Genomic DNA, 24,827 nt, shown 5'->3' with positions numbered 1-24,827 from the left:
CAAACCTGCGCCGGGACGCCGGGCGGGCGGGCGCGGTCTCACCGCACGACGTGCTCCACGAGGAGCCGCACCGCCGCCGCGATCGCCTCCGCGTCGATGCCCGCGTCCCGCAGCTGTTCGGCGGGCGAGGCGGAGCCCGGCATGGCGGTGACGGCGAGGCGGACCAGGCGCGGGGCGGGGCCGCCGTCGCTGAAGGCCGCCGCGACGGCGTCGCCGATGCCGCCCTCGACGCGGTGGTCCTCGACGGTGAGCAGACAGCCGGTGTCCTCGGCGGCCGCGCGCAGCGTCGCGTGGTCGACGGGCTTGACGGAGTACAGGTCGACGACGCGGACCGGGATGCCCTCGCGGTCCAGGGCCCCGGCGGCGACCAGCGCCTCGTGGACGGTGGCCCCGGCGGCGACGACGGTGAGCCGGTCGGCGGCGGAGGCCAGCGGCACCTTGGCGCCGCCGACGGGGAACTCCTCGTCGGGGCCGTAGAGGAGGGGCGCCGCCCCGCGGGTGGTGCGCAGGTAGCGCACCCCTTCGAGGTCGGCCATGGCGGCCACCAGCTTCCCCGTCTGGCGGGCGTCGCACGGGTACAGGACGGTGGAGCCGTGCACGGCGCGGAACAGCGCGAGGTCCTCGAGGCCCATCTGGGAGGGCCCGTCCTGGCCGATGGAGACGCCCGCGTGGGAGCCGACGAGGCAGATGTCCGCGCCGCCGACCGCGGCCATGCGCACGATGTCGTGGGCGCGGGTGAGGAACGCCGCGAACGTCGACGCGTACGGCACCCAGCCGCGCCGCGCGAGGCCCACGGCCGCGGCGACGAGCTGCTGTTCGGCGATGTAGCACTCGAAGTAGCGCTCCGGGTGCTCCTTGGCGAAGTACTCCGCGCGCGTGGAGTCGCTCACCTCGCCGTCCAGGGCGACGACGTCGCCGCGGGCCGAGCCGAGCGCCGCGAGGGCGTGGCCGTAGGCGTCACGGGTGGCGACCTCCGCGTCCTCCTCGTAGCGGGGCAGCGACAGGTGGCCGCTGCGGGTGGCGCGCAGCACCCGCGCGGCCGGGGGCGCCTGGACGTGGACGCGCAGCCGCCGGACGCCGCCGAGTTCGGCGACCGCGGCGTCCGCGTCGGGCAGCGGCTTGCCGTGCAGGCCCTCGCGGTCCTCGGCGGCGGCGACGCCCTTGCCCTTGACGGTGCGGGCGAGGACGACGGTGGGCTGCCCGACGGTGGAGCGCGCCTCGTGGAGGGCGCGGTCGACGGCGTCGGTGTCGTGCCCGTCGACCGTCACCGCGTGCCAGCCGAACGCGGCGAAGCGGCGCGCGTAGGCACTCAGGTCCCACTCGTGCCGGGTGGGACCGCGCTGGCCGAGCCGGTTCACGTCGACGAGCGCGGTGAGGTTGTCGAGGTGTTCGTACGCGGCGTGCTCGGCCGCCTCCCACACGGCGCCCTCGGCCAGTTCGCTGTCGCCGCACAGCACCCACACGCGGTAGGGGACGCGGTCGAGCCGCTTGCCGGACAGGGCCATGCCGACGCCGACGGCGAGGCCCTGCCCGAGGGAGCCGGTGGCGACCTCCACCCACGGCAGGCGGCGCGGCGTCGGATGCCCTTCGAGGCGGCTGCCCCGCGCGCGGAACGTCAGGAGTTCGCCGTCGTCGACCGCGCCCGCCGCCTTGTACGCGGCGTACAGCAGCGGTGCGGCGTGGCCCTTGGAGAGGATGAACCGGTCGTTGCCGGGGTGGTCGGGGCGCTGGAAGTCGTACCGCAGGTGGCGGGCCATGAGCACCGCCATCAGGTCAGCCGCCGACAGGGACGACGTGGGGTGCCCGGACCCGGCGGCGGCCGCGGCGCGCACGGAGTCGACGCGCAACTGCTGGGCGAGGTCGTGGAGTCGGCCGTCGGCGAGGCCGCCGTCGTGCGGGGTGTCGTCCGCCATGGTCACTCAGTCCTCCTCGGGAGGGGTCGCGGGGTCCTTGTCGGGGGTCGGGGCGGGTGCGCCGGGCAGTCGGGCCAGCTCCGGCGATGACGTGTCGAGCGGCACCGACCAGGACCGCACGAGGCCCAGTTGCACGCCCTGGCGCGGAAGGAGCGCGTCCAGGAGCCAGTCGGCGGCGACCCGCACCCGGTTGCCGGGCATCGCCGCCAGGTGGTAGCCGCGCGTGACGGCCCCGGCGAGCGGCCCGGACAGCGGGACGCCGAGCGGGTTGGCGGCGGCCCGTACGCCGCCGAGGTCGACGGTGAAGCCGAGGTCGTGGTGGCGGTAGGAGCCGCGGCGGCCGACGCCGAGCGACGCGGCGACGTTGCGGCCCGCGACCTTGCCCTGCCGCCAGGCGTGCTGGGCGGTCATGGCGGTGTAGCGGCCCGGAGCGGTGAGGTCGGGCACGGCGGCCGCGTCCCCGCAGGCGAACACCTCCGGGTGGCCGGGCACGTTGAGGAAGGCGTCGACGACGAGGCGGCCGTGCTCCAGGGGCCTGCCGGTACCGGCGACGAGCGGGTCGGGCCGCACGCCGACGCACCACACCAGCGTGCGCGTGGCGACGGCGTCGCCGTCGTCGAGCAGCACGCCCTCGCGGGTGGCCTCCTTCACGGACGTGCCCGTGCGGATCTCCACGCCGCGCTCGCGCAGCACGCGCTCCGCGGTCCGCGACAGGCGCCGGTCGAGCTCGGGCAGGACGCGCGGCGCGATGTCCAGGAGCAGCCAGCGCGGCCGGATCCCGGCGCGCAACGGCTGGCGGCGCACCAGGGACCGGGTGAACAGCTGTCCGTGCGCGGCGACCTCGACGCCGGTGTACCCGGCGCCGACGACGACGAAGGTGCACCGGGCCCGGCAGGCCTCGGCATCGGGCGCGGCGGCGGCGAGCTCGATCTGCCGGGTCACGTGGTCGCGCAGGTACAGCGCCTCGGGCAGCCCGCGGAAGCCGTGCGCGTGCTCGGCGACCCCGGGCACGGGCAGCAGCTTGTTGACGCTGCCGACGCACAGCACGAGACGGTCGTACGTCAGCTCGCCGCGCTCGCCCTCGGGGCCGGTGTAGCGCACGGCGCGGCGGTCCAGGTCGAGGCCGTCGGCCTCGCCGAGGACGAGGCGCGCGTGCCGCAGCGCGCGCGGCAGCGACACGGTCACGCGGCGCGGCTCCAGGACGCCCGCGGCGACCTGGGGCAGCAGCGGCAGGTAGAGGAAGTAGTCGGTCGGGTTGAGCAGGGTCACGTCGGCCCGGCTCCGGACGAGGCGCGACAGGGTGCGCGCGGCCTGGAACCCGGCGAAACCGGCACCGACGATCACGACGTGGGGGCGTGCGGACGGTCGGCTCACGATGCTCCTTCCGGTGGGGCGACCGGTGCCTGCCCGCGCGGGCGGCACGCGGTGCCTCCGGTGGGGTGCGGCACGGACCTCCCAGGTGCCCGTGGCCGCCCGGGTGAAACGCGGTGCCGTTTGCCGGGCGGGGCCGCTGGTTACCCGTCCCCGGCCCCCGCCGTGAGAGAGGCCGCCTGATGAACCCCACGAAGAGGGCGGGCGAGACCCCGCTCGGCCTGGAGCCGCCCGTGGTGTCCGCGTACACGGTCCCGGCGGACGCGCCGGAGGCGGACGGCACGTCCGCCTGGGACACCACGACGATCGTCGTGGCGCAGATCGGGGCGGCCGGCGCCACCGGCACCGGCTGGACCTACGCGCCCGCCACCACCGTCGGGATCGTGCGCGAGCTGCTCGCACCGGTGCTCGTGGGCCGCGACGCCCTCGCCCTTCCCGCGGCGCACGACGCGATGGTCAAGGCGGTGCGCGACGCGGGCCGTCCCGGCCTCGCGTCCCGCGCGATCTCAGCCGTCGACATCGCGCTGTGGGACCTCAAGGCGCGCCTGCTGGAGGTCTCGCTGGTACGGCTGCTCGGGGCGGCCCGCGAGGAGGTGCCCGTGTACGGCAGCGGCGGCTTCACCACGTACCACGACACGCACATGGCGGCCCAGCTCAACGGCTGGGTGCACGGCCAGCACATCCCCCGCGTCAAGATCAGGGTCGGGGAGGGCTGGGGGCGGGCGGCGGCCCGGGACGTGGCGCGGGTGCGAGCGGCCCGCCAGGTCATCGGCGAGCAGGCGGAGTTGTACGTCGACGCGGGCGGCGGCTACACGCGCAAGCAGGCGGTGCGCGTCGGCCGGGTCCTGGCCGAGCACGGCGTGGGCTGGTTCGAGGAGCCGGTGTCGTCGGACGACCTGCGGGGGCTCGCGCTGGTGCGGGACGCGCTGGTCTGCGATGTGACGGCAGGTGAGTACGGCTGCGACCTGCCCTACTTCGCCCGCATGATCCCCGCCGTCGACTGTCTCCAGGTCGACGCGACCCGGTGCGGCGGCCTCACCGAGTGGCTGCGCGCGGCGGCGCTCGCGCAGGCCCACGGCCTGGAGGTGTCGGCGCACGGCGCCCCGCACGCGCACGCGGCGGCCGCGGCGAGCGTGCCGAACCTGCGGCACATCGAGTGGTTCCACGACCACGTCCGGGTCGAGTCGATGTTCTTCGACGGCGTCCTGGACCCGACGGGCGGGGCGGTGCGGCCGGGCGAGGGCGTGGGCCACGGTCTTGTGCCGCGGACGGCGGACGTGCGGGAGTACCGGGTGGCGTGAGCGCGTACCTCCCATGAGCCGCCCGTACGTCCCATGAGCCGGGCCGGGGAATATCCGGTGGCGTGCGGGGGTCTGGGCGGGCGACGCTCACGGGCATGGAGACACGCGAGGAACCAGCACCCGCGACACCGCATGTCCTGTCGCCGGACGCCTCGGACATCGCGGACGCCCCAGGCGTCCCGGCGCCCGACGTCCTGCTCATCGGCGGCCGTTCGGGCGTGGGCAAGTCGGCCGTCGGCTTGGAGGTCGCGGCGCTGCTGCGGGCCGCCGACGTCGGTCACGCCCTCATCGAGGGCGACGTCCTGGACGCCGTCCACCCCACCCCGCCGGGCGACCCCGACCGCTCCCTGCTCACCCGCCGCAACCTGGCCGCCCTGTGGGCGAACTACGCGGCCCTTGGCTGCCGTCGGCTGATCTACACGAACACCGCGAGCGTCCTCGGCAGCGAGGAGTGGATCTTCAACGAGGCGCTCGGCGGAGCCCCGCGGCTCGGCGGGGCCCCGCGGCTCGGCGGGGCCCCGCGGCTCGGCGGGGCCCCGCGGCTCGTCCGCGTACTGCTCACGGCGACCGACGCCACCGTCGCGGAGCGCCTGACGGCACGGGAGCGTGGCTCGGAGCTGCACCAGCAGCTGCGCCGCAGCGCGTTCATGTCCCGGCACCTGGACCGCCACGTCCCCGGCGGCACCCACCGCGTCGCCACGGACGGGCGGACCGTGGGCGAGGTGGCGGCGGAGGTCCTGCGCACGGCCGGGTGGCCGTGCGGGGCTCACCGCGCCTGCGGCGGCACGGCCGGGAAGTCCGCGGTGCCCGGCGGGTGACTGCCGGGGGCCGCGGCCGGGGGTGTCAGGGGTGCATCAGGCGCCCGGGGTGCCGGGGGTGCTTGTGGGGTACGGGCGTTCGGGGGCGCCGTCGCCGCCGCGCCCCGTCCGTCGTGGCCGCTCGGCCGCGCCGCGTTGCGCAGGATCACGGCGGTGGCCGCGAGCAGCGCGGTGACGATGAGGCCCGCGGCCCAGCCGGGCAGGCCGACCGCGATGACCAGGCCGAGGGTGAGCGCCGCGGCGGCGCCCGCGTACAGCGCGACGGCGCCGGACGCCGTGTACAGCGCGGCCTTGCGGCGCTGCTTGTGCGCCACGGCGGCGAGTTCGGCGCGCAGTTCGTCGCGCAGCTCGGCCCGCAGCGACTCCCGCAGGGACGTGCGTACCGCCTCGTGGACGACCTGCGAAAGCGCCGTCCCGAGTGTCGTGTCCGGGATCCCCGGGTCCGGGTCCCGCTGGGTCAGAGGTTGATCCGAAGCAGTCATGGCGGCCGGGTACCCAGGGCCAGCGGAGCGTAACGGCGCCCGGCGCGCGGCGGCCTCCGGGAGGCCGCCGCCCAAGGAGCGTGAGCTTCCGCCGAATCGATCTCCTGCCCGCGCGGCGCCAACTAGGCTCGTTCGTATGGAAATCCTGGGAACCGTACTGCGCGTCTGCGTGCAGGACCTGGAGGCGTCCGCCGCCTTCTACGAACAGCTGACGGGCAGCACCGCGATGCGGTTCGAGCGGGGCGGCGTCTCCGTCGCCTCGGTCGGATGCTTCCTGCTGATGAGCGGGCCCGAGCAGGAGCTCGACGTGCTGCGCAAGGTCACCGCGACGATCGCCGTCAAGGACGTCGACGAGGCCCACGCGACGCTGACCGCCGCGGGCGCCCACATCGTCGCGGGCCCCGTCCCCACGCCCGCGGGCCGCAACCTCATCGCGATGCACCCCGACGGCACGATCCTCGAGTACGTGGACCGCAACGCGGCCTCCTAGCCCGGCGGCTGCGGCCGCATCCGGAAGTCGTACGCGGGTGGCACCGGCTCCCCCGGTGCCACCCGCTCCCAGACCTCCGCCGTCGCGTCCTCTCCCTCCCGCAGGTCCGCCACCTCGAAGCCGTCGTCGAACACGCCCCGCGCGGCCGTGACATCGCCCTCCGCGAGGAACAACTGGGCCTGGAGCAGCCGGAAGCGGCCGACGCCGCGCGCACGAGGGCTCAACCGCTCCCACACGGCGCGCGCCGCCTCCGCGCGCCCCACGGCGAGCAGCGCCTCCAGTGCCTCACGCCCGAGCGCCGCCGTGACCCGGTCCCCCACCGCACCCGCCTCGCCCGCCCCGCTCTCCTCGCCCGCCTCGCTCTCCGCGTGCCACGCCTGCCCGCACAGGTCGTCGAAGGCCTCCGCGTACCGGTCGGCGGCCCGCTCCCCGTGGCCCTCGGCCAGGTCCGCGACCGCCAGGCAGCGCAGCAGCGGCCAGCGGGACTCCGCCCGGCCGAGCCCGCGCTCCCAGCTGCGGACGGCCTGCGCCCGGTCCCCCGCGTGCCACTGGGCCACCCCCAGGTGGTACTCGGCGTGCGGGCGCGCGGGCGCCGTCTCCAGCATGTCCCGCCAGTGCGGGGCGACGAGCGTCGGGCCGGGCGGCGCGGCCGCGGGCGGCTCGGGCACCGCCCCGGACCGCAGCAGCTCCAGCCAGGGCTCCTGCGCGGGCCCGAGCGTGTCCTCGGCGAACGGCGTGCCCGGCAGCTTGTGGCCGCCGCGCAGCACTTCCAGGGCGCCCCAGCCGGACCCGGTGGCGAGCGCCTCGCCGGGCTCCGCGTCGGCGCACGGCAGCCACCGCGCGTAGGCGGCGTCCACGGCGGACGGCGGCAGCGCATCGGCGAGGCGGGCCTCGACGGCGGCGCGGGCCGCCGCCCAGTCGTCGCCGTGCGCCGCGCCCGGCGGTACCGAAAGCGGTCCGTACGTCTCCAGCCAGGAGATCTCGCTCTCGGCCTCCAGGCGCAGGTGCTCCAGCTGGGTGCGCGCGAGGCCCGCCTGGATCTCCGCGTACGCGCCGCCGCCTGGCCCGCTCAGCCACTCCTGCCAGTGCCGCCCGCCGCTGCCGGTGCCCCAGCGGAACAGCTTGCGCCCGCGCAGCGCGGCCGTCGACGTCTGGACGAGTCCGTGCCCGTCCGCGTCGAGCGCCGCGATCCAGCGGCGGGCGCCGTCCGGCACGTCGTAGAAGTAGTCGGCGGCGTGGGCCCCGTGGGGCTGCGGCACCGGCACCCGGGTCAGGGCGCGCGTGTAGTCGTACCCCCAGGCCTCGTCGGCCGGGGCGAGCACCCGGTGCTCCTCGGGCACGGCGGTGTTGGACCACCAGGACAGCGGCACGGGCTTCTCGTGCGGATTGCGCACCCGCACGCCCACGTGCAGGAAGTCCGAGCCCTCCGGCAGCCACAGGTCCACTTGGAAGGGCACGTCCCGCAGCCGCTCCCACTCCCACAGGCGCAGCATCGGGCCGCCGTCGGGGGCGGTCGCGACGGCGGCGTGCAGCGGCGCGCAGGACAGGGTGGTGTGGCCGGTGGCGCCGATGTTCCACTCGATGCCGCCCGCGAACCAGGCTCCGTTCAGCGCGAAGGACGCGGGCTGGAACACCGGGTTGCGGTACAGCAGTTCACGCCCGGTCGGCAGGTGCGTGAGCGAGTGGACCCGGCCGCCGAGTCCGGGCAGGACCGTGGCGCGCAGCCGGTCGTTCTCCAGGACGATCACCTCGAACGGCGCGTCCGTCCGCGTGCGGCCGTAGCCGTCGCGCAGCGGCGTCGGAAGGACCGAGCGCAGCCGCCCGTACTCCAGCTGCCGCGCCATGTCGCGCGGCAGTTCCGCGCGCGCCCGGTCGTCGACCGCGGCCGTGGGTGTGTCGCGCGGCAGCCGCAGCGGCGGCAGCGGGTTGTCGGGCCCCAGCCCGGCTGCGGGCAGGGTGATCAGGTCGCGTCGCACGGTCGTCGCCACGGCGGTCTCCTCCGGTCATCGGGTCGTTGACCATGGAACACGCTCGACGCCGCCCCGGCCAGAGCCTTCGGCGTGCCAGCTGTGCGCGGGCGGTCAGGACCCGGTGAAGGCGGACACCACGACGTCGGTGAGGGTGTCGCCCGCCATGCCGTCCGGGTCGAGGTCCGGGTCGTAGATGGTGACGTTGAGCCCGACGCAGCGCGGCGAGCGGACCAGCGGCCGCAGCAGCGCGAGGAGTTCGTCGGGGTGCAGCCCGTCCTCGTCCGGGCTGTCCACGGCGGGCATCACGGCCGGGTCGAGGACATCGGCGTCCAGGTGCACCCAGAAGCCGTCGAGGGACTCGTGCTCCAGGCTGGCCACGGCCGAGCGCGCCACGTCGGCCGCGCCCCACTGGCGCAGTTCGCCGACGGTGACGGTCGGGATGTTCAACTCGCCGAGTTCCGCCCGGTCCTCGTCGTCGTCGCGCATGCCGAAGAGCCGTACGTCCTCGTCCCGCAGGTAGGGCCGCAGCCCTTCGAGGTCGGTGAGGTCGTCCTGGCCGCGCCCGGTGGCGAGCGCCAGTTCCTCGCCGCCCGCGGCGCCGACGCGGTCGGAGTTGCCCGGGTGGCGGAAGTCCGCGGAGGCGTCGATCGCGGCGAGGCCGTAGCGCCCCATGCGGCGCAGCGCGAGGGACGCGCCGAGCTGGATGGAGCAGTCGCCGCCGAGGACGACGGGCAGGTCACCGGCGCGCACATGGTGCTCGACGCGGTCGGCGAGGCGGGGCGTATAGGCGGCGATGGCGGCCGCGTTGAAGACGCCGTCGCCCTCTTGCCAGTCGCCCCGGTCGTAGCGCGGCGGTACGACGACGCCGCCCTCGAAGGCGTTCAGACGCCGCAGGATGCCCCGCTCGCGCAGCGCTCCGGCGAGTTTGTAGCAGCCGGGCACGGTGCCGGGGGCGGGCGGGCGCAGGCCCAGGTTGGAGGGGGCGTCGACGACCACGATGTTCCGCATGCGCTCCATACTCCGCGACGTACGCTGGCCCCTTCAACGACAGTGTCGGACGTCACGGCCCGCGGCGCCTGGGACGGTCTGGCGGAGGAGGCCCGCGCCCGGCTGACCGCCGTGGCGGGCGACCACGGCCTGGCGGCGATGCGCTTCACGCCGGAGGGCTCGCTCGCGTACGACCTGCCGCTGAAGCACTTCACGTACCGCATCGTCGTGGTCCCGGCCTTCGCGAACTGCGGTCCTTCCCCACGGACCTGGACACGATGAAGGTCAACCGGAAGCCCGCGAGGGCGCGGTCCTCGTCCCGGTAGCCGCCCGCATCTCGGCCGTGAGCGCCCAGCGCTGGTGGTCGCGCCAGGCCCCGGCGATGAACAGGAAGTCCGGCGAGAAGCCCTCCAGCCGGAAGCCCGCGCTCCGGGCGAGTGCGATGGAGGCGGCGTTGCCGGGCTGCACGTTGATCTCCAGGCGGTGCAGGCGCAGGGCGCCGAAGGCGTGGTCCACGACGAGCCCGAGCCCCTCCCGCATCAGACCGCGCCCGGCGGCGTGCGCGAACACGCCGTAGCCGAGCGCTCCGCAGCGGAAGCCGCCCTCGACGATGTTGTTGACGTTGATGAATCCGGCGAGGGCCCCCGAGGGCCGCTCGCAGACGAGGAACCCGGCCTTGGTGCGGTCCTCGATGAGGATGCCCGCGTACCGCTCGTAGTCCGCGGGCGTGGTGGGCGGGAACAGCCAGGGCCGGTGCAGCTCCTGGCTCTGCCGCGCCCGCGCCGTGAACTCGGCGCCGTCCGCACGGGTGAAGGGGCGTATCCCCACGCGGGGGCCTTCGGCGAGGTGCACGGGGCGGGCGAGGGGGCGCATCCGCCCACGCTACCCGGGGACCCGCCCGGGTCTCACCTGCGTTTGCGCACGACGTAGGCGCCGCACACGGCGCCGATCACCGCGGTGCCGAACAGGGCCATCCACAGCGGCATGGTCACTTCGGGGATCAGCAGCCGGATCTTGGTGCTGCGGGTGTTCTCGAAGATGAAGATGAGGGTGAGCAGGGCGATGACGGCGACGGTGATCCTGCCGGGCGTCATCAGCTCGCCGAAGCCGCCCTTGGCGGGGGGCTTGGAGCCGCCCGTGGAACTGGTGGGGCTCATGTGGGGACCCTTCCCTATCCGTCGGAGCGCGGGCCGCTCCCCTGGTCCAGGATGGGCAGGGGCCCGCCGATCGCGCGCGGTGGGCGTCGCGGCCGGGTGGACCGCTGGGCCGACCGGGTGACCCCGCCCGGCCCCGCCGCCGTCCTGGTCCGCGCGCCCGCCCGGCCCCCGCCGACGCCCGGCCCCGCTAGCCGACCGGCAGCCGCAGCACCCCCGTGTCGCCGGGCGCGCTGGTCACCGTCACGGGCTTCACGCCCCGGTTCCCGCCGTACGCCCCGTCGCTCGCCGCGATCACGAAGCGCAGCCGGTGCCCCTTCTCGTACCGGTGCACGATCCCCGGCAGCCGCACGGTGAACGGCCGCCGCACGTCCGGCACCCGCGCCGGCGCCACCAGGCGGTGCACCAGCGTCCGGGTGCCGTCCGGCGCCACGTCGTACAGCTTCACGAAGAGGACCAGCTTGTCGGCGGCGTCACCGGAGGCCTGGGCCCGCTCGGCGCGGGGCGAGTGGACCCGCAGCCGTGCCTCGGGCGCGCCCACCACGGCCACGGCCTCGCCGAGCGGCGCGCTCGTCCAGGCCAGATGCGTGCCCGCGCGGTCGTGCGGCGCCGGGTCTGGCAGCCCCAGGGACGTGGCGAGCGGACTCTCCGAGTGGCTGGTGGCCACCAGGCGGTTGCGGTACGCGCGGCTGCCGGGCCGCACCTTGGCGCGGGCGTCGACGAGGGTGCCGTCGCCGGACAGATAGAGCTCCCGGCGCGGCGCGGGCACGGCGGGCGCGGTGGCGTAGGCGCGGTCGGGGTCGCTGATCCAGTCCCGGTAGTAGGCGAAGTCGGGCCCGGTGCCGACGCTGTGCTCGTGCCGCAGATAGCGGTCGAACCACGCGAGCACGCGCCGCCCGACGTAGCTCGACTCCAGGTTCCCCGCGCCCAGGTCCAGTTCACCGGCGACCGGCTTGCCCGCGCCGCTGCTGTGCCCCCCGGCCTGCCAGATCATCTTCGTGGTGGTGCCGTGCGCCTTGAGCGCCCGGTACGTCGCCTCGGCCTCGTTGAGGTGGAACAGCGTGTCGGCCTGGCCCTGCACGAGGAGCGTGGGTGCCTTGACCCGCTCCAGGTACGACACGGGTGACACGCCTCGCAGGAACTCCTGCAACCGCCGCGTGCGCTGAGCGGGGAAGCCGCCGGAGCTGAGGGCGCGGAACGTCTCGCAGGCCCGGGGGACGAAGCGACGGCAGCCGGGCGCGTTGACGCGCGAGGGGGCCGCGTCCGGCGCGAGCGGGGGCAGGGCCCGCAGGCGCTGGGCCTGGGCGGGCTGGGCCTGCGCGGGCTGGCCCTCGCCCTGGGCGTAGAAGCCCTTCGCCCACTGCCACTTGGCGGCGCCGGGGACCTCGCGGCCCCTGGCCGCGCGGTCGACGACGCTGTTGGGGGCGAGCGAATACCTCAGGTCATGCCAGGTGATCAGGGGCACGAGGGCGTCGACGCGGTGGTCCACGGCCGCCGTCGCCAGCTGGATCGCCCCGCCGTACGACCCGCCGAGCATGCCGACGCGGGGGTCGCCCGCGCCGTCCGCGGTGACGAAGTCGGCCCTGGTGCCGTCGTCGGCGGCGCGCTCGCCCGCGAGGAAGTCCAGGAGCCCGGAGGCCGCCCTGCCGTCGATCCGCGGGTCGTCGAGCGAGATCTGGCACCCGGACCGGCCGAAGCCGAGGCCGGAGTACACGAGGCCGACGTACCCGCGCTCCGCCACCGCCTTGCCGATGGCCGCCGTCCCCGCGTCGTCCTTGCTGCCGCCGAATCCGTTGGTCGCGACCACGGCGGGCGCGGGGTGCGCGCGGTCCACGCCCCGCGGCCGGTACAGATCCGCGTCCACGGCGCACCGGCGCTCCCCCGCCGCGACCGTGAACGTGAGGGGCGTGACCGTGAACTCCCCCGCCGCCACTGGGGATCGGCCCCGGTGACCGGAGGCGGGGGCGGCGAGCAGCAGGGGCGCGGCCAGGGCCGCCGCGGCGAGCAGCGCGACGGGCTTGCGGCGCCCGGGCGGGAAGGCGGCCAGCGCGCGGGGCAGCGGGGCGCGGCGGGGTAGGGAACGACGGGGCAGGGCACGGCGGGGCATGGGGACCTCCATGCTGAGGGCGATCGGTGTCGCCCGGTAGGGACCGGCTCGCGCGTGTGTGGTCAGACGCGTCGTACGGGGATCAGGCCCGAGGCACCGGCTGGTTGACGGAAGGGGGCGGCGAACGGGACGCGCGCTAGGGGCCTTCTGGTGCGGGACCCCAGGGGCCTTCTGGTGCAGGACCTTAGGAGCCCTCTGGTGCAGGCCCTAGACGAGGGCCGGCACATCGAGAGCCAGCGTCCCCGCGTTCGCGTCCAGTTCCCCGGGTATCCCGAACGGCACCGTCAGCGCCTCGTCGCAGTGCCCGAAGCCGAACTCCTCCACCACGGGCACCCCGAGCCCGGCGAGCCTCTCGCTCAGCAGCGGCCTCAGTTCGTCGTAGGGGTCGCAGTCCGCCCACGATCCGAGTGCCACCCCCGCCACCCCGTCCAGCCAGCCCGACCGGGTGAGCTGGGTGAGGTACCGGTCGATGCGGTACGCCTCCTCGCCGGTGTCCTCCAGGAGCAGCAGGCCGCCCCGGGCGTGGGCCCGCGCCTTGGCCGCCCCCAGGTCGGCGGCCAGCAGCGACAGACAGCCCCCGAGCGTGACCCCGCGGGCCCGGCCGCCGGTCAGCGCCCGCCCCGCGGAGGCGATCACCCGCACCGACTCCGGCTCGAACAGCGTGGCCCGCAGGTGCTCCTGCGCCCGCGCGCTCTTCAGGAAGTCGGCCCCCGCCACCATCGGGCCGTGCAGGGTCACCAGGCCCATGCGGCACGCGAAGGCCTCGTGCAGCGTGGTGATGTCGCTGAAGCCGAGGAACACCTTGGGGCCCGCCGCGCGCATCGCGTCCCAGTCGAGGAGGTCGACCATCCGCGCCGCCCCGTACCCCCCGCGCGCGCAGAACACCGCCGCCACCGACGGGTCGCACCAGGCCCGCTCCAGGTCCCGGGCGCGGTCCGCGTCCGTGCCCGCGAGATAGCCGAAGCGGGGGTGGGTGTCCAGGGCGTGCGGGGCGACCACCGGGTCCAGGTCCCAGCCGCGCAGGATGTCCAGGCCCGCCGCGAGCCGCGCCTCGGGGACGGGACCGCTGGGCGCGACGACGGCGACGCGGGCGCCGGGGGCGAGCCGCGCGGGCCGCGTCAGGGGCGCGAGGGGCGCGGCGGGCGTCAGGGGCGCGCTCATTTGGTGAGCTCCAGCGTCGGCAGGCCGCCCGCCGGGTCGAGCCGGAACACCTGCGCGTACAGGGACAGCTCGGCCTCCAGGGCGCGGACCATGGTGTCGGCGCGCCGGAAGCCGTGCCCCTCGCCCTCGAAGGCGATGTACGCGTGCGGCACCGTGCGCTCCTGAATCCGCTCCAGGAAGCGCTCGCACTGCGCGGGCGGACAGATCACGTCGTCGAGTCCCTGGAGCAGCAGGAACGGCGCGGTGACGCGCTCGGCGTGCCGGGCGGGCGACCGCTCCTCGTACCGGCCGGGCACCTCGGCGGCGGGCCCGACCAGCGTCTCCAGATAGCGCGACTCGAAGTCATGGGTCTCGCCGTCGCTCCACGAGGTGAGGTCGAGGACGGGATAGATGATCGTGCCGCAGGCGTACACGTCCGTCGTCGTCAGCGAGCTCGCCGTGGTCCAGCCGCCCGCGCTGCCGCCGCGGATCGCGAGCCGCGCGCGGTCGGCGGTGCCCTCGTCGGCGAGGGCGAGCGCGACGGCCGCGCAGTCCTCGACGTCGACGACGCCCCACTGCTCGCGCAGGCGGTTGCGGTAGGCGCGGCCGTAGCCCGTCGAGCCGCCGTAGTTGACCTCGGCGACGCCGATGCCGCGGGAGGTGAAATAGGCGATCACCAGGTCGAGGACGAGGGGCGCGCGCGAGGTGGGGCCGCCGTGGGCCCACACCACGTACGGCGGCAGTTCGTCGTCGGGTGCGATGTGCCCGGGGTGGTGGGGCGGATAGACGTGGGCGTGGATCTCGCGGCCGTCGGGCCCGAGGAAGGTGCGGATCTGGGGTTCGGGGTAGTACGTGGGGTCGACGGGGTCGTCGTGCGCGGCGCCGATCACCCGGGCGCGGCCCGTGCGGGTGTCGAGCTCCACCACCTCGTAGGCGCTGCGAGGGCTCGCGGCGACGCCGACGACGCGGGTGCCGCCCGCGGCGACGGACGCCGACCACTCCGTCCAGGGCCCGGCCGCGTCGACGACCTCGCCGGTCTCCGGGTCGAGCACGCCGAGCGCGGTGGCGCCCGTGCCGTGCACGACGGCGATGAGCCCGCTGTCCAGCGGCGCGAACCAGCTGAGGCCCAGCTGCCACAGCGGACCGGCGAACTCCTCCTCGCGGGGGCAGAGCGGGACGGCGTCGCCGTCGGGCCCCGCGCGGTACAGGTTCCACCAGCCCGTGCGGTCGCTGGCGAACAGCAGGCGTCCGTCGGGCGCCCACTCGGCCTGGGCGATCGACTCCTCGGGGCCGCCCGCGAACCGGCGCGCGCCGCCGAAGGTGCCGTCCGCGCGGACGTCGGCGACCATCAGCTCCGTGCCGTCCCAGGGCATCCTCGGGTGGTCCCAGCCGAGCCAGGCGACGTGCGCGCCGTCCGGTGAAAGCCGGGGCCCGGTGACGAAGCGGTGCGCGCCGTCGGACAGCTCCCGCACGGCCGCGCGGTCCTCGGCGGCCGAGCCGTCGAGCGGCACGGCGGCCAGCACGCGCCGTACGTCGGTGGGCTCTTCGCCGGTGAACTCCTCCAGGACGCACCACACCTCACCCCGGCCGAGGTGGATCCGCGGGTCGGCCCAGCGCCGCCCGCCGCCCACGTCCGAGACCGGGGTCAGGGGTCTTGGCTCCGCGCCGGGGGCGTCCGGCTCGTAGGCGTACAGGCGCTGGTCGGCGAAGTCCACGAAGACGATCAGTGGTCCGCGCGGGTCGTCGGGGCGCCCGGCTCCGGCCCAGGGCAGGCCGCCGTACTCGATGACCCTGCTGCGGACGTTCCACGGGGCCGGGAGCACGGACTCCTCGCGGCCGTCCGGGCGGCGCCGCATCAGGGCGCGCCTGCCCGCTTCCAGCGGGCGCGGCTCCGTCCACCACGCCTCACCCCCCACGAACCCCACGAACGCGGGGTGGCCGTCGTGCGCCGCGGCCAGGCCGGCGTCGATCGGGGACAGCCATGAGCCGTACGGCTTCGTCTGCGCCATGTCGTTCTTCTCCCCCAGAGTCCGTTCCCCCATGTTCCGTCAGGCCGTTCGCAGATAGCGGTCGAGGACCCGCGTCCCGAAGTGCAGTGCCTCGACCGGCACCCGCTCGTCCACTCCGTGGAAGAGCGCCTGGTAGTCGAAGCCCTCCGGCGTCCGCAGCGGCGAGAAGCCGTAGCCCCGGATGCCGAGCCGCGAGAACTGCTTGGCGTCCGTGCCGCCCGACATGCAGTACGGCACGACCCGGCCCTCCGGGGCGAACTCCGCCACGGCCGCGCGCATCTTGGCGAACGTGGGCGTGTCCACCGGCGCTTGCAGGGCCACCTCCCGGTGGTGGAACTCCCAGTCGACGTCCGGTCCGGTGAGCCGGTCAAGGGTGGTGCGGAACTCTTCCTCGCCGCCGGGCACGAATCTGCCGTCCACGTAGGCGGTCGCCTCGCCGGGGACCACGTTCACCTTGTAACCGGAGCGGAGCATCGTGGGGTTGGCGCTGTTGCGGACCGTCGGCTCGACCAGGTCGGCGGTGGGGCCGAGCTTCTCCAGGAAGCGGTCGACGTCGAAACCGGGGGCGTCCGGGTCGGCCTCCAAGCCGTAGATCCCGGCCATCTCCACCAGGGCCGCCCGCACGGTGGGGGTCAGCCGCACCGGCCAGCGATACTCCCCGATGCGGTGGATGGCGGCAGCGAGCCTGCTCACCGCGTTCTCCTTGTTGACCTTGGAGCCGTGGCCCGCCGTGCCGCGCGCGGTCAGCTTGAGCCAGCCGGTGCCGCGCTCCCCCGCGGCGATCGGGTAGAGCTGATTGCCGCGGCCGTCGTGGAAGGTGAACGCGCCGGACTCGCTGACGCCCTCGGTGCAGCCCTCGAAGAGCTCGGGGTGCTCGTCGGCGAGGAAGCCGGAGCCGTCGCGGGCGCTGGCCTCCTCGTCGGCGGTGAACGCGATCACGATGTCGCGCCGGGGCCGCACTCCGGCGCGCGCCCAGCCGCGCACGACCGCCAGGATCATCGCGTCCATGTTCTTCATGTCGATGGCGCCGCGGCCCCAGACGACGCCGTCGTGAACCTCGCCGGAGAACGGGGGCACGCTCCAGTCGGCGGCCTGGGCGGGCACGACGTCGAGGTGGCCGTGGACCAGCAGGGCGTCGGCGCCGGGGTCCGTGCCCTCGACGCGGGCGATCACGTTCGTGCGGCCTGGGGTGCGCTCCAGGAGCGTGGGCTCCAGGCCGGTCTCGGCGAGCAGCGCCGCGGCGTACTCGGCGGCGGGGCGCTCGCGGCACTCGCCGTCGCCGCTGTTGGTGGTGTCGATGCGGATGAGGTCGGAGGTGAACCGGACGACCTCGTCCAGCGCCTGGGAGTCGACCTGCTCAGCCATATTGCTCCTCGACCGCGGCTGAGGCGATCGTGGTGACCGCCTTGAACGTGCGAATGCCTTCGTACATGGTGGCGCTCGTGTACGTGACCTTCCGCTCCGCCACGCGACGCACTCCGGGAACAACCGTCGCCGCCATCGACAGGTGCTCCGCGTCGAACTCCACCGCCACGGTGAACGGTCCTTCCGCCACCGGGTCGTGCCGCACGGCGAGGGCGGCGGCCTCCTTCGCGGCGGCGCGGATGTCGGCCGCGGTGCGGGTGGGGGTGCGGCACACGGCCGCGTACCGCGACACGTGGTCCTTGACGGCCACCTTCAGGGCGCCGGGCGCATAGCCGAGGGCGTCCTCGCAGGCCAGGTCGTCGCCGGTGACGAGGATGACGGGGACGCCGAACTCGGCGACGACGTGGGAGTTGAGCAGGCCCTCGCTGGCGCGCACGCCGTTCACCCAGACGCCCGTGATCTGGTTGGCGAGGTAGGTGTGCGCGAGGACGCCTTCCATTCCGGCGCCCGCGTGGTAGCCGATGAAGGCGATGCCGTCCACCGCTCGGTCGCCGCCGTGCTGGACGCCCTCGACCATGGACAGGGGCTTGTGCCGGCCGGTGAGCATCTCGGCGCGCGGGTCGAGGTCTTCGAGCAGCAGATTGCGCATCGTCCAGTGCGCCTCGTTGATGAGCACCTCGTCGGCGCCGCCGTCGAAGAAGCCGAGCACGGCGGCGTTCACGTCCGAGGTGAACATCGACCTGCACCGCTCCCACTGCGGGGTGCCGGGCAGCACGTCGGCCGGCCAGGTCACACCCGTGGCGCCCTCCATGTCGGCGCTGATGAGGATCTTCATGCCTCGAAACCGTACGCGGTCGCGCCGACCCCGTGCCAGGCCTGTGGATAACTCTCACTGGTCCAGACCAGTTGAGCCGTCGGGTTCACCCGGACAGCCTCACGGGCTTACGGTCACGACCAGCGAGAACACGGTGGCGCGGGGTGGCCGGGGCGGGGCCGGGGCCGTGGTGTCAGGCCCCGCGGCCCGTGGTGTCAGGCCCCGCGGCCCACCACCAGCCACGTGGACGGCAGCTCGACGCGGGTGCCGTCGGCGGTGAACTCGGTCGTGGCCAGGGGCAGTTCCCCACTCGCGTGGACGGTCAGGCCCGCCGTCCGCACGCGGTCGAGGAGCTCGGCGTCGCTGACCTCGCCGGGTGCGATGCCGTGGGCGAAGACCGGCGCCAGCTTGGGCGGCGGGCCGCCCGCGTCCTGGACGAGCCGGGCCAGGGCCGGGCCCGCCGCCTGTGCCAGCTCGACCACGATGGCTCTGCCGCGCTCGCCGAGCAGCGTGGCCAGCGAGTCGGCCAGCGGCTGCCGGTCGTCCGGCTCGCACTGGTGCAGGACGCCCCGCATGTACACGTTCACGTCGCCGAGTTCCGCGTGCAGTTGCGCCGTCGCGCTCTTCTCGGCCGCGTCCAGCTGCCGGAACTCCACCTGCCCCGCCGGGTCGGCGCGCTGGGCGTGCTCGATCGCGGCGGCCGACAGGTCGACGCCGAGGACGCGCGGGAAGCGGTCGGCGATGAAGCGGGTCTGGGTGCCGTTGCCGCAGCCGACGTCCACCACCGGCAGTCCCGGCGCGGCCAGGTGCGGCTCGAACAGGGCCAGGTGGAGCCCGGCGGTGAGGGCGGGCTCGGCGTCCCAGAAGACGGCGCCCTCGTCCTCGGGGGCCTCGCTCCAGAATCCCTCCCACGCCTCCCGGTACTGACTCGTGACGCTCATGCCAAGCTCCCCAGGGTGTGACCGGCGCCGCCGAAGCCGACGACAAGATCGGTCTACCGCTCACGGGGGCGCTCGACAACCCGCACGCCCGCACCTTCACCACGCTTTCGAAACACGTTCCCCGGCGCGGTCCCGCGCGCGGGCGCAGGACCTACCGGCCGGGCGGCTCCAGTTCGAACCACACCGTCTTGCCGGTGCTCCCGCTGCTCGTGCCCCACTCCTTGGCGAGCCGTGTGACGATGCGCAGACCGCGCCCGAACTCGTCACTGGGGCCCGCGTTCAGCAGCGTCGGCAGCGCGGCGTCCCCGTCCTCGACCTCGCACAGGACCCGGCCCGAACGGACCAGGCGGAGCCCGATGCGCCCGCCGCGCGCATGCCGTACGGCATTGGTGACGAGCTCGCTGACCAGCAGTGTCCCCGTGTCGACCAGGGAGTCGAGGCCCCACGCGCGCAGTTGGCCGCCCACCAGTTCGCGGGCCCGGCCGACCTCGCAGGGGTCCGGGGCGAGCCGCCAGTGCCCGACGTCCGTGGACGCGACGCCGTTGAGGCGCGCCATCAGCAGCGCCACGTCGTCCTTGCGGCCGCCGCGCGTGTTGAGCGCGCGGATGATCGTGTCGCAGGCGTCGTCCATGGAGGCGGCCGGGTGGGCCGCGGACTCGACGAGCGTGGCGAGGCCGACGCCGATGTCCTCGCCGCGCACCTCGACGAGCCCGTCGGTGCACATCAGGAGCCGGTCTCCGGGGGCGACCCGTACGCGCACCGACTCGAAGGGAACGCCGCCGACCCCGATGGGCGCGCCGGTCGGCAGGTCGAGCAGTTCGCTGCGGCCGGAGCGGGCCCGTACCACCACGGGCGGTATGTGGCCCGCGTTCGCCAGGTGCAGCTCGCCCGCGATGGGGTCGTACACGGCGTACAGGCACGTCGCCAGATAGTGCTCGCCGAGGCGCTGCGCCAGGTCGTCCAGGTTCCGCAGGAGCTGGGCGGGCGGCAGGTCGAGCGCGGCCATGGTCTGCACGGCGGTGCGCAGCTGGCCCATCATCGCCGCCGAGTTCAGGCCGTGCCCCATCACGTCGCCGACGACCAGGGCCGTTCTGGCTCCGGGCAGCTTCACGGAGTCGAACCAGTCGCCGCCTACGCGGCCCAGGAGGGTGCCCGGCAGATAGCGCGTGGCGATGTCGCAGCCCGACATCCGGGGCTGGATGTGCGGCAGCATGCTGTCCTGGAGGGTGTCGGCGACCGACTCCTGGTACGTGTACATGCGCGCGTTGTCCAGGACGAGCCCCGCGCGGGCGGCGAGTTCGGCGCCGGTGACGCGGTCCATGTCGTTGAAGACGGGGCGCTCCCGGTGGCGCAGCAGGATCATGAAGCCGAGGACCACGTTGCGTGCCTTCAGGGGCACGACCAGCATGGAGCGGTGGTTGATGAGCGGGCGGATGTCGCGCTTCTCGAACTGCGAGGCGATGGCGTTGCCCATCTCCTCGGTGATGCGCGGCACCAGGACGGGGTCGCCGGAGGTCATGCACTGGAAGAACGGCGTGTGCGCGGGGAAGGGCATGGACTCGCCCACGGGCACGACGTCGTCCCAGCGGCCCGGCTCGTCGGTGTGCTCCACGGCGACGCGGTGCCACAGCGTGGTCTCGTCGGGGACGCCTTCGGGGAAGCCCTCGCCCGCGACGACCTGTTCGCGCAGATAGGTGCCCGCCACGTCGGTGAAGCGCGGCACGACCGCCTTGCTGACCTCCTGGATGGTGCGGGCCAGATCGAGCGAGGAACCGATGCGCGCGCTCACCTCGTTGAGGAACTCCAGGTGCTCGCGGACCGCCGCGTACTCCAGGTCCTCGGCCTCGTCCGCCGTCTGGGGCGCCGGGGCGATCCCGGCGGCGGCCTCCTCGGCGGCGCGCCGCTTGCGCGCCAGGCGTTCGGCCCTGCGGGGCACGCCCCAGTCGGGCGTCACGGGCACCCGGTCGTGCTGGCTGAACTCAAGGACCGGATAGCCCAGTTCCAGGACCTGCGAGACGATACGGGCGCTTTCGGAGACGCTCATGCTGGGGAGGATCTCCGGGAGCCGTTCGGCCAGTTCGGTCGCTCCGGGGAAGTCGGTGTGCAGCGCGAACCCTGGGGCTATGCGCTCCACATGGGCGCTGTCGGGAGCGTCGGCGGGCACCAGGCGCGCGGCGTCGGCGGCGAGTACGAGCAGCCGCTCGGGGCCGGGGCCGACGAGCGGATAGGCCCACCACAGGACGTCGATGCGCCCGGCGTCGCGCGCGGCCGCGGTCAGTTCGCGCGCGGCGGCGGCCACGGTCAGCCGGGCACGGCCCGCCGCCGGGTAGGAGATGTGGCCGTCCAGGGAGGTGCCGAGGTCCGGGCCGAGGCCGTCGTACGCGGCGTAGCGCGCTCCTTCCTGGGGCAGCGCGCCCGCGACGGGCAGCAGGTCGCTCGCCGGATGCCCCACGGCGTCTTCCCTGGCGTACCCGAACAGACGGCAGGCGCCGACGCTCCAGTGCGAGACGAGTCCGGTGCCGTCGATGACGACGACGGCCAGCGGGACGCGGCCGGGCACGACGCTGTGTGCCACCGACCCGCCGTCCGGGGTCTCACGCTCCATGGCCAAGGCTCCTTCCCGCGGGCGGCAAGATCTGCACCGCCCCTCAACCACCGTACGACCGTGGCGGCTCGCCGTGCGGCCCCTTGGGGGAATTGCCCCCGCGGGGGCGCCTCCGGGGCGCACGGGGCGCCGGGCGGGCGGCCCGCGGGGCGAGCGGTCAGTCCTCGTGGCCGAGTTGGAGGTCCCGCTCGGTGCGGCCGCCTCCGGCGACCTGGAGCACGGTGGCGACCGGCGGATAGCCCGCCGCGATCACCGTGTACTCGCCGGACGACAGGTCGACGAAGCGGAACGTGCCCTCGGGGCCGGTGGTGAGGGTGTCCACGACGTTGCCCGCGGCGTCCAGGAGCGTCACGCGCGCGTCCTCCACGGGCCGCCCGCCACCGGCGCGCACGGTGCCGCGCAGCACCGCTCCCCCGGCCAGCTCGACGTCCTGGCGGGTCTCCCGGGAGGCCTGGACGCTGACGGGCAGGGCGGCGGGGCGGAACGCGGGGGCGCTCGCGGCGAGGGTGTACTCGCCCGCCACCAGCTCCGAGATGACGTAGCCGCCCTCGCGCCCGCTGCGGGTCGTGGCGACGACGTCGCCGCGGACGTCCGTGAGGGTCACCGCGGCGTCCCTGACGGAGGTGCCGTCGGCGGTGCGCACGGTGCCCGCGAGGCGTCCGGCGCCGCCGAGCACGACGTCGAGCTCCACGGGGCGCTCGCCGACGGTGACGGTGACGGCCTGCGGCTGGTGGCCGCCCGCGGCCGCGATCAGCACGAACGATCCGGCGCCTGGAGTGGCGAGCGCGTACCGCCCGTCGTCGCCGCTCGCGCCCCGGCCGATCTGCTGGCCCGCGACGTCGATGAGGGTCAGGGCGGCGCGGGGCACGACGGTGCCGTCAGGGTGCTGCACGGTGCCGCAGACGGGCACCCCGGGGACGTACGGGGAGCGGGCCTCGGGGATGACCGGGGGCTCGGCGAGGGAGGCGTTCGTGGACGCGGCACTGGACAACAGGGGGGTCTCCTTGAGGAAAAAGGCCAGCAGCAGGCCGAGGACGAGCACCGGCACCAGGTAGAGGAAGATCCGCGGCATCGCGTCGGCGTACGCCTGGATGTAGCCCTCGCGCAGGTGCGCGGGCATCGCGTGGACGACCTGTGGAGTGAGGGATTCGGCGTCCGGCAGACCGGCGGCGTCGGGGAACCGGTCCGCGAGCGCGTCGGTGAGCCGGTCGGCGAAGAGGGTGCCGAAGACGGCGGCGCCCACGCTGCCGCCGATCTGCCGGAAGTAGTTGTTGGCGCTGGTGGCGGTGCCGAGGTCGGCGGGCGGCGCGGCGTTCTGCACCGCGAGCACGAGCACCGGCATGACCAGGCCGACGCCGGCGCCGAGGACGGCCATCCAGATGCTGTACTGCAGCCGGGGCGTGTCCGCTTCGAGGCGCGAGAGCAGGTACATGCCGACGACGGAGAGCGCGCAGCCGAGGATCGGGTAGAGGCGGTAGCGCCCGGTGTGGCTGATGAGGTGCCCGGCGATGATCGAGGCGCCGACGACGCCGCCCATCATCGGCAGCATCAGGAGCCCGGACTCCGTCGCGCTCGCCCCGTCGACCATCTGGAGGTACGTCGGCAGATAACTGGCCGCTCCGAAGAGGGCCATTCCGACAACGAGCCCTACTAGACCCGTGATGGCGAAGACGGAGTCGCGGAACAGCCGCAGCGGGATGATCGGTTCTGCCGCGAAGCGTTCGACGACCAGGAAGAGCACGGTCGCCACCACCGCCCCCGCGGCGAGCCCCAGGATGACGTGTGAGCCCCACGCGTACCGGGTGCCGCCCCAACTGCTCAGGAGCACCAGGCAGGTGGAGGCCGCGGTCAGGAACAGCGCGCCAAGGACGTCGAGGCGGCCCCTGGCCGCGGGCTTGGGGAGCTTCAGGACGAGCGCGGTGACCAGCAGGGTGACCAGGCCGAAGGGCACGTTGAAGTAGAAGCACCAGCGCCAGGAGAGATGGTCAGTGAAGAAGCCGCCGAGCAGGGGGCCCGCGACGGACGCGAGGCCGAAGGCGGCGCCGATCATGCCCATGTAGCGGCCCCGCGCGCGGGGCGGCACGATGTCGGCGATGATCGCCTGCACGCCGATCAGCAGGCCGCCCGCGCCGACGCCCTGAAGGGCCCGGAAGGCGATGAGCTGGTCCATGGTGCGCGACCAGCCAGCGAGCGCGGAGCCCACCACGAAGACCACGATCGCGAACTGGAAGACGCCCTTGCGCCCGAAGAGGTCGCCGAGCTTGCCGTAGACGGGAAGGCCGACGGTGGCCGTGAGCAGATACGCGGTGATCGCCCACGACATCCGGTCCACGCCGTGCAGTTCGCCGACGATCTTCGGCAGCGCGGTGGCCACGATCATCTGTTCCAGCGCGGCGAGCAGCAGGGCCAGCATCAGGCCGAAGAAGACCATGCGGACCCGGGCGGGGCTCAGCTCGTGCGGGGCCTGCCCCCGGGCCCGCGGGGGCGGGGGTTCCTCAGCCGCGTCGGCCACCGGTGGCCGGCTGACCGTCCGCTCGTCGTGCCCGGTGCTCTTCGTCAGCGTCGTCCCGCCCACCTGCTGCTCCCCTCGTCACGCCTGCGCGGCCCATTTCTCGCATTACGCGACAACTGCGAGCAAGCGCGACGAGTCCCCCCCGAGAGGTGCACCGGCGCACGTAAGCGCCGGTGGGAGCCCTACGGCGCACCACCGGGCCGTGCCGAAAACCACTCGAAACGGTGAGCGTGGGAGCAACGCTGAGGGGGCGGAAGGGAGTTGGGGTCCGCACGGCCGGTCCACCGGTCGTGCGGACCCCAACTCCCGTGGTCCGTGAGGCTACTTCTCGGCCGCCCCCAGGGGTGCTATTTCTCGGTCTCGGCGGCCAGGTTGGCCAGAACCGCGTCATAGATGCGGACGAGGCCCTTGGGGGCGAAGGTCTTCTCGAAGAAGCCGCCGATGCCGCCCGCACCGTCCCACACCGTGGTGACGACCACGCGCGCCTGCCCCTCGCCCCCGGGGGTCACGCGCCAGGTGGTGACCATGGACGAGTTGCGGTCCTTCTCGACGAGCTCGCCGTCGGTGGGCTCGCTCACCTCGAACAGACAGTCGCGGACGCGCTTGCTGGTCGCCTGGAGCTTCCAGTGGACGAGGGTGCCCTCGCCGTCGCCGCCCTCGCGCACCTCGTACTCGCTGAAGTGCTCGGACAGGACCTTCTCGCGCGTGCCGCTGTAGTCGGCGAGTGCGTCGAAGACGTCCTCCGGCCGCGCCGCGATGATCCGCTCCGTGGTCGCCTCGACCTGCGCCATGGCACTTCCTCCAGTTGGTGTCTCGGGGGTTCGACGGTCACCCAACCACCCCGCGCG

20 protein-coding genes are annotated in these 24,827 nt (G+C 74.7%); 4 read left to right on the top strand and 16 right to left on the bottom strand.

What is annotated here, in order from left to right; genetic code table 11:
* Nucleotides 1-38 precede the first annotated feature (38 nt).
* Both AC07A4_RS17005 and AC07A4_RS17000 read right to left on the bottom strand, forming a co-directional pair.
* Nucleotides 39-1,913 (bottom strand): transketolase, encoded by a 1,875-nt coding sequence (locus AC07A4_RS17005; RefSeq protein WP_478598968.1) that lies wholly within the window; start codon nucleotides 1,911-1,913, stop codon nucleotides 39-41.
* Between the two features lie 6 nt (nucleotides 1,914-1,919).
* Entirely contained in the window at nucleotides 1,920-3,287 is a 1,368-nt protein-coding gene (locus AC07A4_RS17000) for an NAD(P)/FAD-dependent oxidoreductase (protein WP_478598802.1), read from the bottom strand.
* A gap of 179 nt (nucleotides 3,288-3,466) precedes the next feature.
* Here AC07A4_RS17000 and AC07A4_RS16995 point away from each other — a divergent pair, with 179 nt between their 5' ends.
* Nucleotides 3,467-4,585: an enolase C-terminal domain-like protein gene (locus AC07A4_RS16995; RefSeq protein ID WP_478598800.1), complete on the top strand. Its 1,119-nt coding sequence runs from the start codon at nucleotides 3,467-3,469 to the stop codon at nucleotides 4,583-4,585.
* A gap of 95 nt (nucleotides 4,586-4,680) precedes the next feature.
* A complete protein-coding gene (locus AC07A4_RS16990; RefSeq protein WP_478598797.1) occupies nucleotides 4,681-5,403 on the top strand; it encodes a hypothetical protein in 723 nt (240 codons plus the stop codon).
* On the opposite strand, the gene AC07A4_RS16985 is transcribed toward AC07A4_RS16990, so the two are convergent.
* Nucleotides 5,352-5,885, bottom strand: a complete 534-nt coding sequence (locus AC07A4_RS16985; RefSeq protein ID WP_478598795.1) for a phage holin family protein — start codon at nucleotides 5,883-5,885, stop codon at nucleotides 5,352-5,354. The two genes, AC07A4_RS16990 and AC07A4_RS16985, sit on opposite strands and share 52 nt — an antisense overlap.
* A 136-nt stretch (nucleotides 5,886-6,021) precedes the next feature.
* Here AC07A4_RS16985 and AC07A4_RS16980 point away from each other — a divergent pair, with 136 nt between their 5' ends.
* A complete protein-coding gene (locus AC07A4_RS16980) occupies nucleotides 6,022-6,375 on the top strand; it encodes a VOC family protein (protein ID WP_478598792.1) in 354 nt (117 codons plus the stop codon).
* Here AC07A4_RS16980 and AC07A4_RS16975 read toward each other — a convergent pair.
* The gene (locus tag AC07A4_RS16975) at nucleotides 6,372-8,363 is read right to left on the bottom strand and encodes a DUF5107 domain-containing protein (protein ID WP_478598790.1); all 1,992 of its coding nucleotides are present in this window, start codon (nucleotides 8,361-8,363) and stop codon (nucleotides 6,372-6,374) included. The two genes, AC07A4_RS16980 and AC07A4_RS16975, sit on opposite strands and share 4 nt — an antisense overlap.
* A 93-nt stretch (nucleotides 8,364-8,456) precedes the next feature.
* Complete coding sequence (locus tag AC07A4_RS16970; RefSeq protein WP_478598787.1) at nucleotides 8,457-9,353, bottom strand: arginase family protein; 897 nt, start codon at nucleotides 9,351-9,353, stop codon at nucleotides 8,457-8,459.
* Between the two features lie 42 nt (nucleotides 9,354-9,395).
* Here AC07A4_RS16970 and AC07A4_RS16965 point away from each other — a divergent pair, with 42 nt between their 5' ends.
* Entirely contained in the window at nucleotides 9,396-9,614 is a 219-nt protein-coding gene (locus AC07A4_RS16965; RefSeq protein ID WP_478598785.1) for a DUF6204 family protein, read from the top strand.
* Nucleotides 9,615-9,617: 3 nt separating this feature from the next.
* On the opposite strand, the gene AC07A4_RS16960 is transcribed toward AC07A4_RS16965, so the two are convergent.
* From AC07A4_RS16960 to AC07A4_RS16910, 11 genes are all read right to left on the bottom strand, one after another.
* On the bottom strand, nucleotides 9,618-10,205 hold the full coding sequence (locus tag AC07A4_RS16960) for a GNAT family N-acetyltransferase (protein ID WP_478598783.1): 588 nt from the start codon (nucleotides 10,203-10,205) through the stop codon (nucleotides 9,618-9,620).
* Nucleotides 10,206-10,237: 32 nt separating this feature from the next.
* Nucleotides 10,238-10,489 carry a LapA family protein gene (locus AC07A4_RS16955; RefSeq protein WP_478598780.1) on the bottom strand — a complete coding sequence of 84 codons (252 nt, stop codon included), beginning with the start codon at nucleotides 10,487-10,489 and terminating at the stop codon, nucleotides 10,238-10,240.
* A 187-nt stretch (nucleotides 10,490-10,676) separates the two neighbouring features.
* Nucleotides 10,677-12,593: a CocE/NonD family hydrolase gene (locus tag AC07A4_RS16950; protein WP_478598777.1), complete on the bottom strand. Its 1,917-nt coding sequence runs from the start codon at nucleotides 12,591-12,593 to the stop codon at nucleotides 10,677-10,679.
* Between the two features lie 207 nt (nucleotides 12,594-12,800).
* Entirely contained in the window at nucleotides 12,801-13,754 is a 954-nt protein-coding gene (locus AC07A4_RS16945) for a S66 peptidase family protein (protein WP_478598774.1), read from the bottom strand.
* Nucleotides 13,751-15,742, bottom strand: coding sequence for a S9 family peptidase (locus AC07A4_RS16940; protein ID WP_478598771.1), 1,992 nt, complete (start codon nucleotides 15,740-15,742; stop codon nucleotides 13,751-13,753). Before AC07A4_RS16940 ends, AC07A4_RS16945 begins: the two co-directional genes overlap by 4 nt.
* Nucleotides 15,743-15,781: 39 nt before the next feature.
* Complete coding sequence (locus AC07A4_RS16935) at nucleotides 15,782-17,107, bottom strand: M20/M25/M40 family metallo-hydrolase (RefSeq protein ID WP_478598769.1); 1,326 nt, start codon at nucleotides 17,105-17,107, stop codon at nucleotides 15,782-15,784.
* A complete protein-coding gene (locus AC07A4_RS16930) occupies nucleotides 17,100-17,942 on the bottom strand; it encodes a M55 family metallopeptidase (RefSeq protein WP_478598766.1) in 843 nt (280 codons plus the stop codon). The genes AC07A4_RS16935 and AC07A4_RS16930 overlap by 8 nt, the downstream gene beginning before the upstream one ends.
* A gap of 194 nt (nucleotides 17,943-18,136) precedes the next feature.
* Complete coding sequence (locus AC07A4_RS16925; protein ID WP_478598763.1) at nucleotides 18,137-18,862, bottom strand: class I SAM-dependent methyltransferase; 726 nt, start codon at nucleotides 18,860-18,862, stop codon at nucleotides 18,137-18,139.
* Between the two features lie 151 nt (nucleotides 18,863-19,013).
* Nucleotides 19,014-21,467 carry a SpoIIE family protein phosphatase gene (locus AC07A4_RS16920; RefSeq protein WP_478598760.1) on the bottom strand — a complete coding sequence of 818 codons (2,454 nt, stop codon included), beginning with the start codon at nucleotides 21,465-21,467 and terminating at the stop codon, nucleotides 19,014-19,016.
* Nucleotides 21,468-21,624: 157 nt separating this feature from the next.
* Nucleotides 21,625-24,042 (bottom strand): MFS transporter, encoded by a 2,418-nt coding sequence (locus AC07A4_RS16915; RefSeq protein ID WP_478598759.1) that lies wholly within the window; start codon nucleotides 24,040-24,042, stop codon nucleotides 21,625-21,627.
* Nucleotides 24,043-24,326: 284 nt separating this feature from the next.
* Nucleotides 24,327-24,770 carry an SRPBCC family protein gene (locus tag AC07A4_RS16910; protein WP_478598756.1) on the bottom strand — a complete coding sequence of 148 codons (444 nt, stop codon included), beginning with the start codon at nucleotides 24,768-24,770 and terminating at the stop codon, nucleotides 24,327-24,329.
* Nucleotides 24,771-24,827: the final 57 nt, after the last annotated feature.

The organism is Streptomyces sp. NPDC043996 (assembly GCF_056435225.1).
The sequence above is the reverse complement of the archived record's forward strand: the minus strand, read 5'-3'. Positions and strand labels throughout refer to the sequence as shown.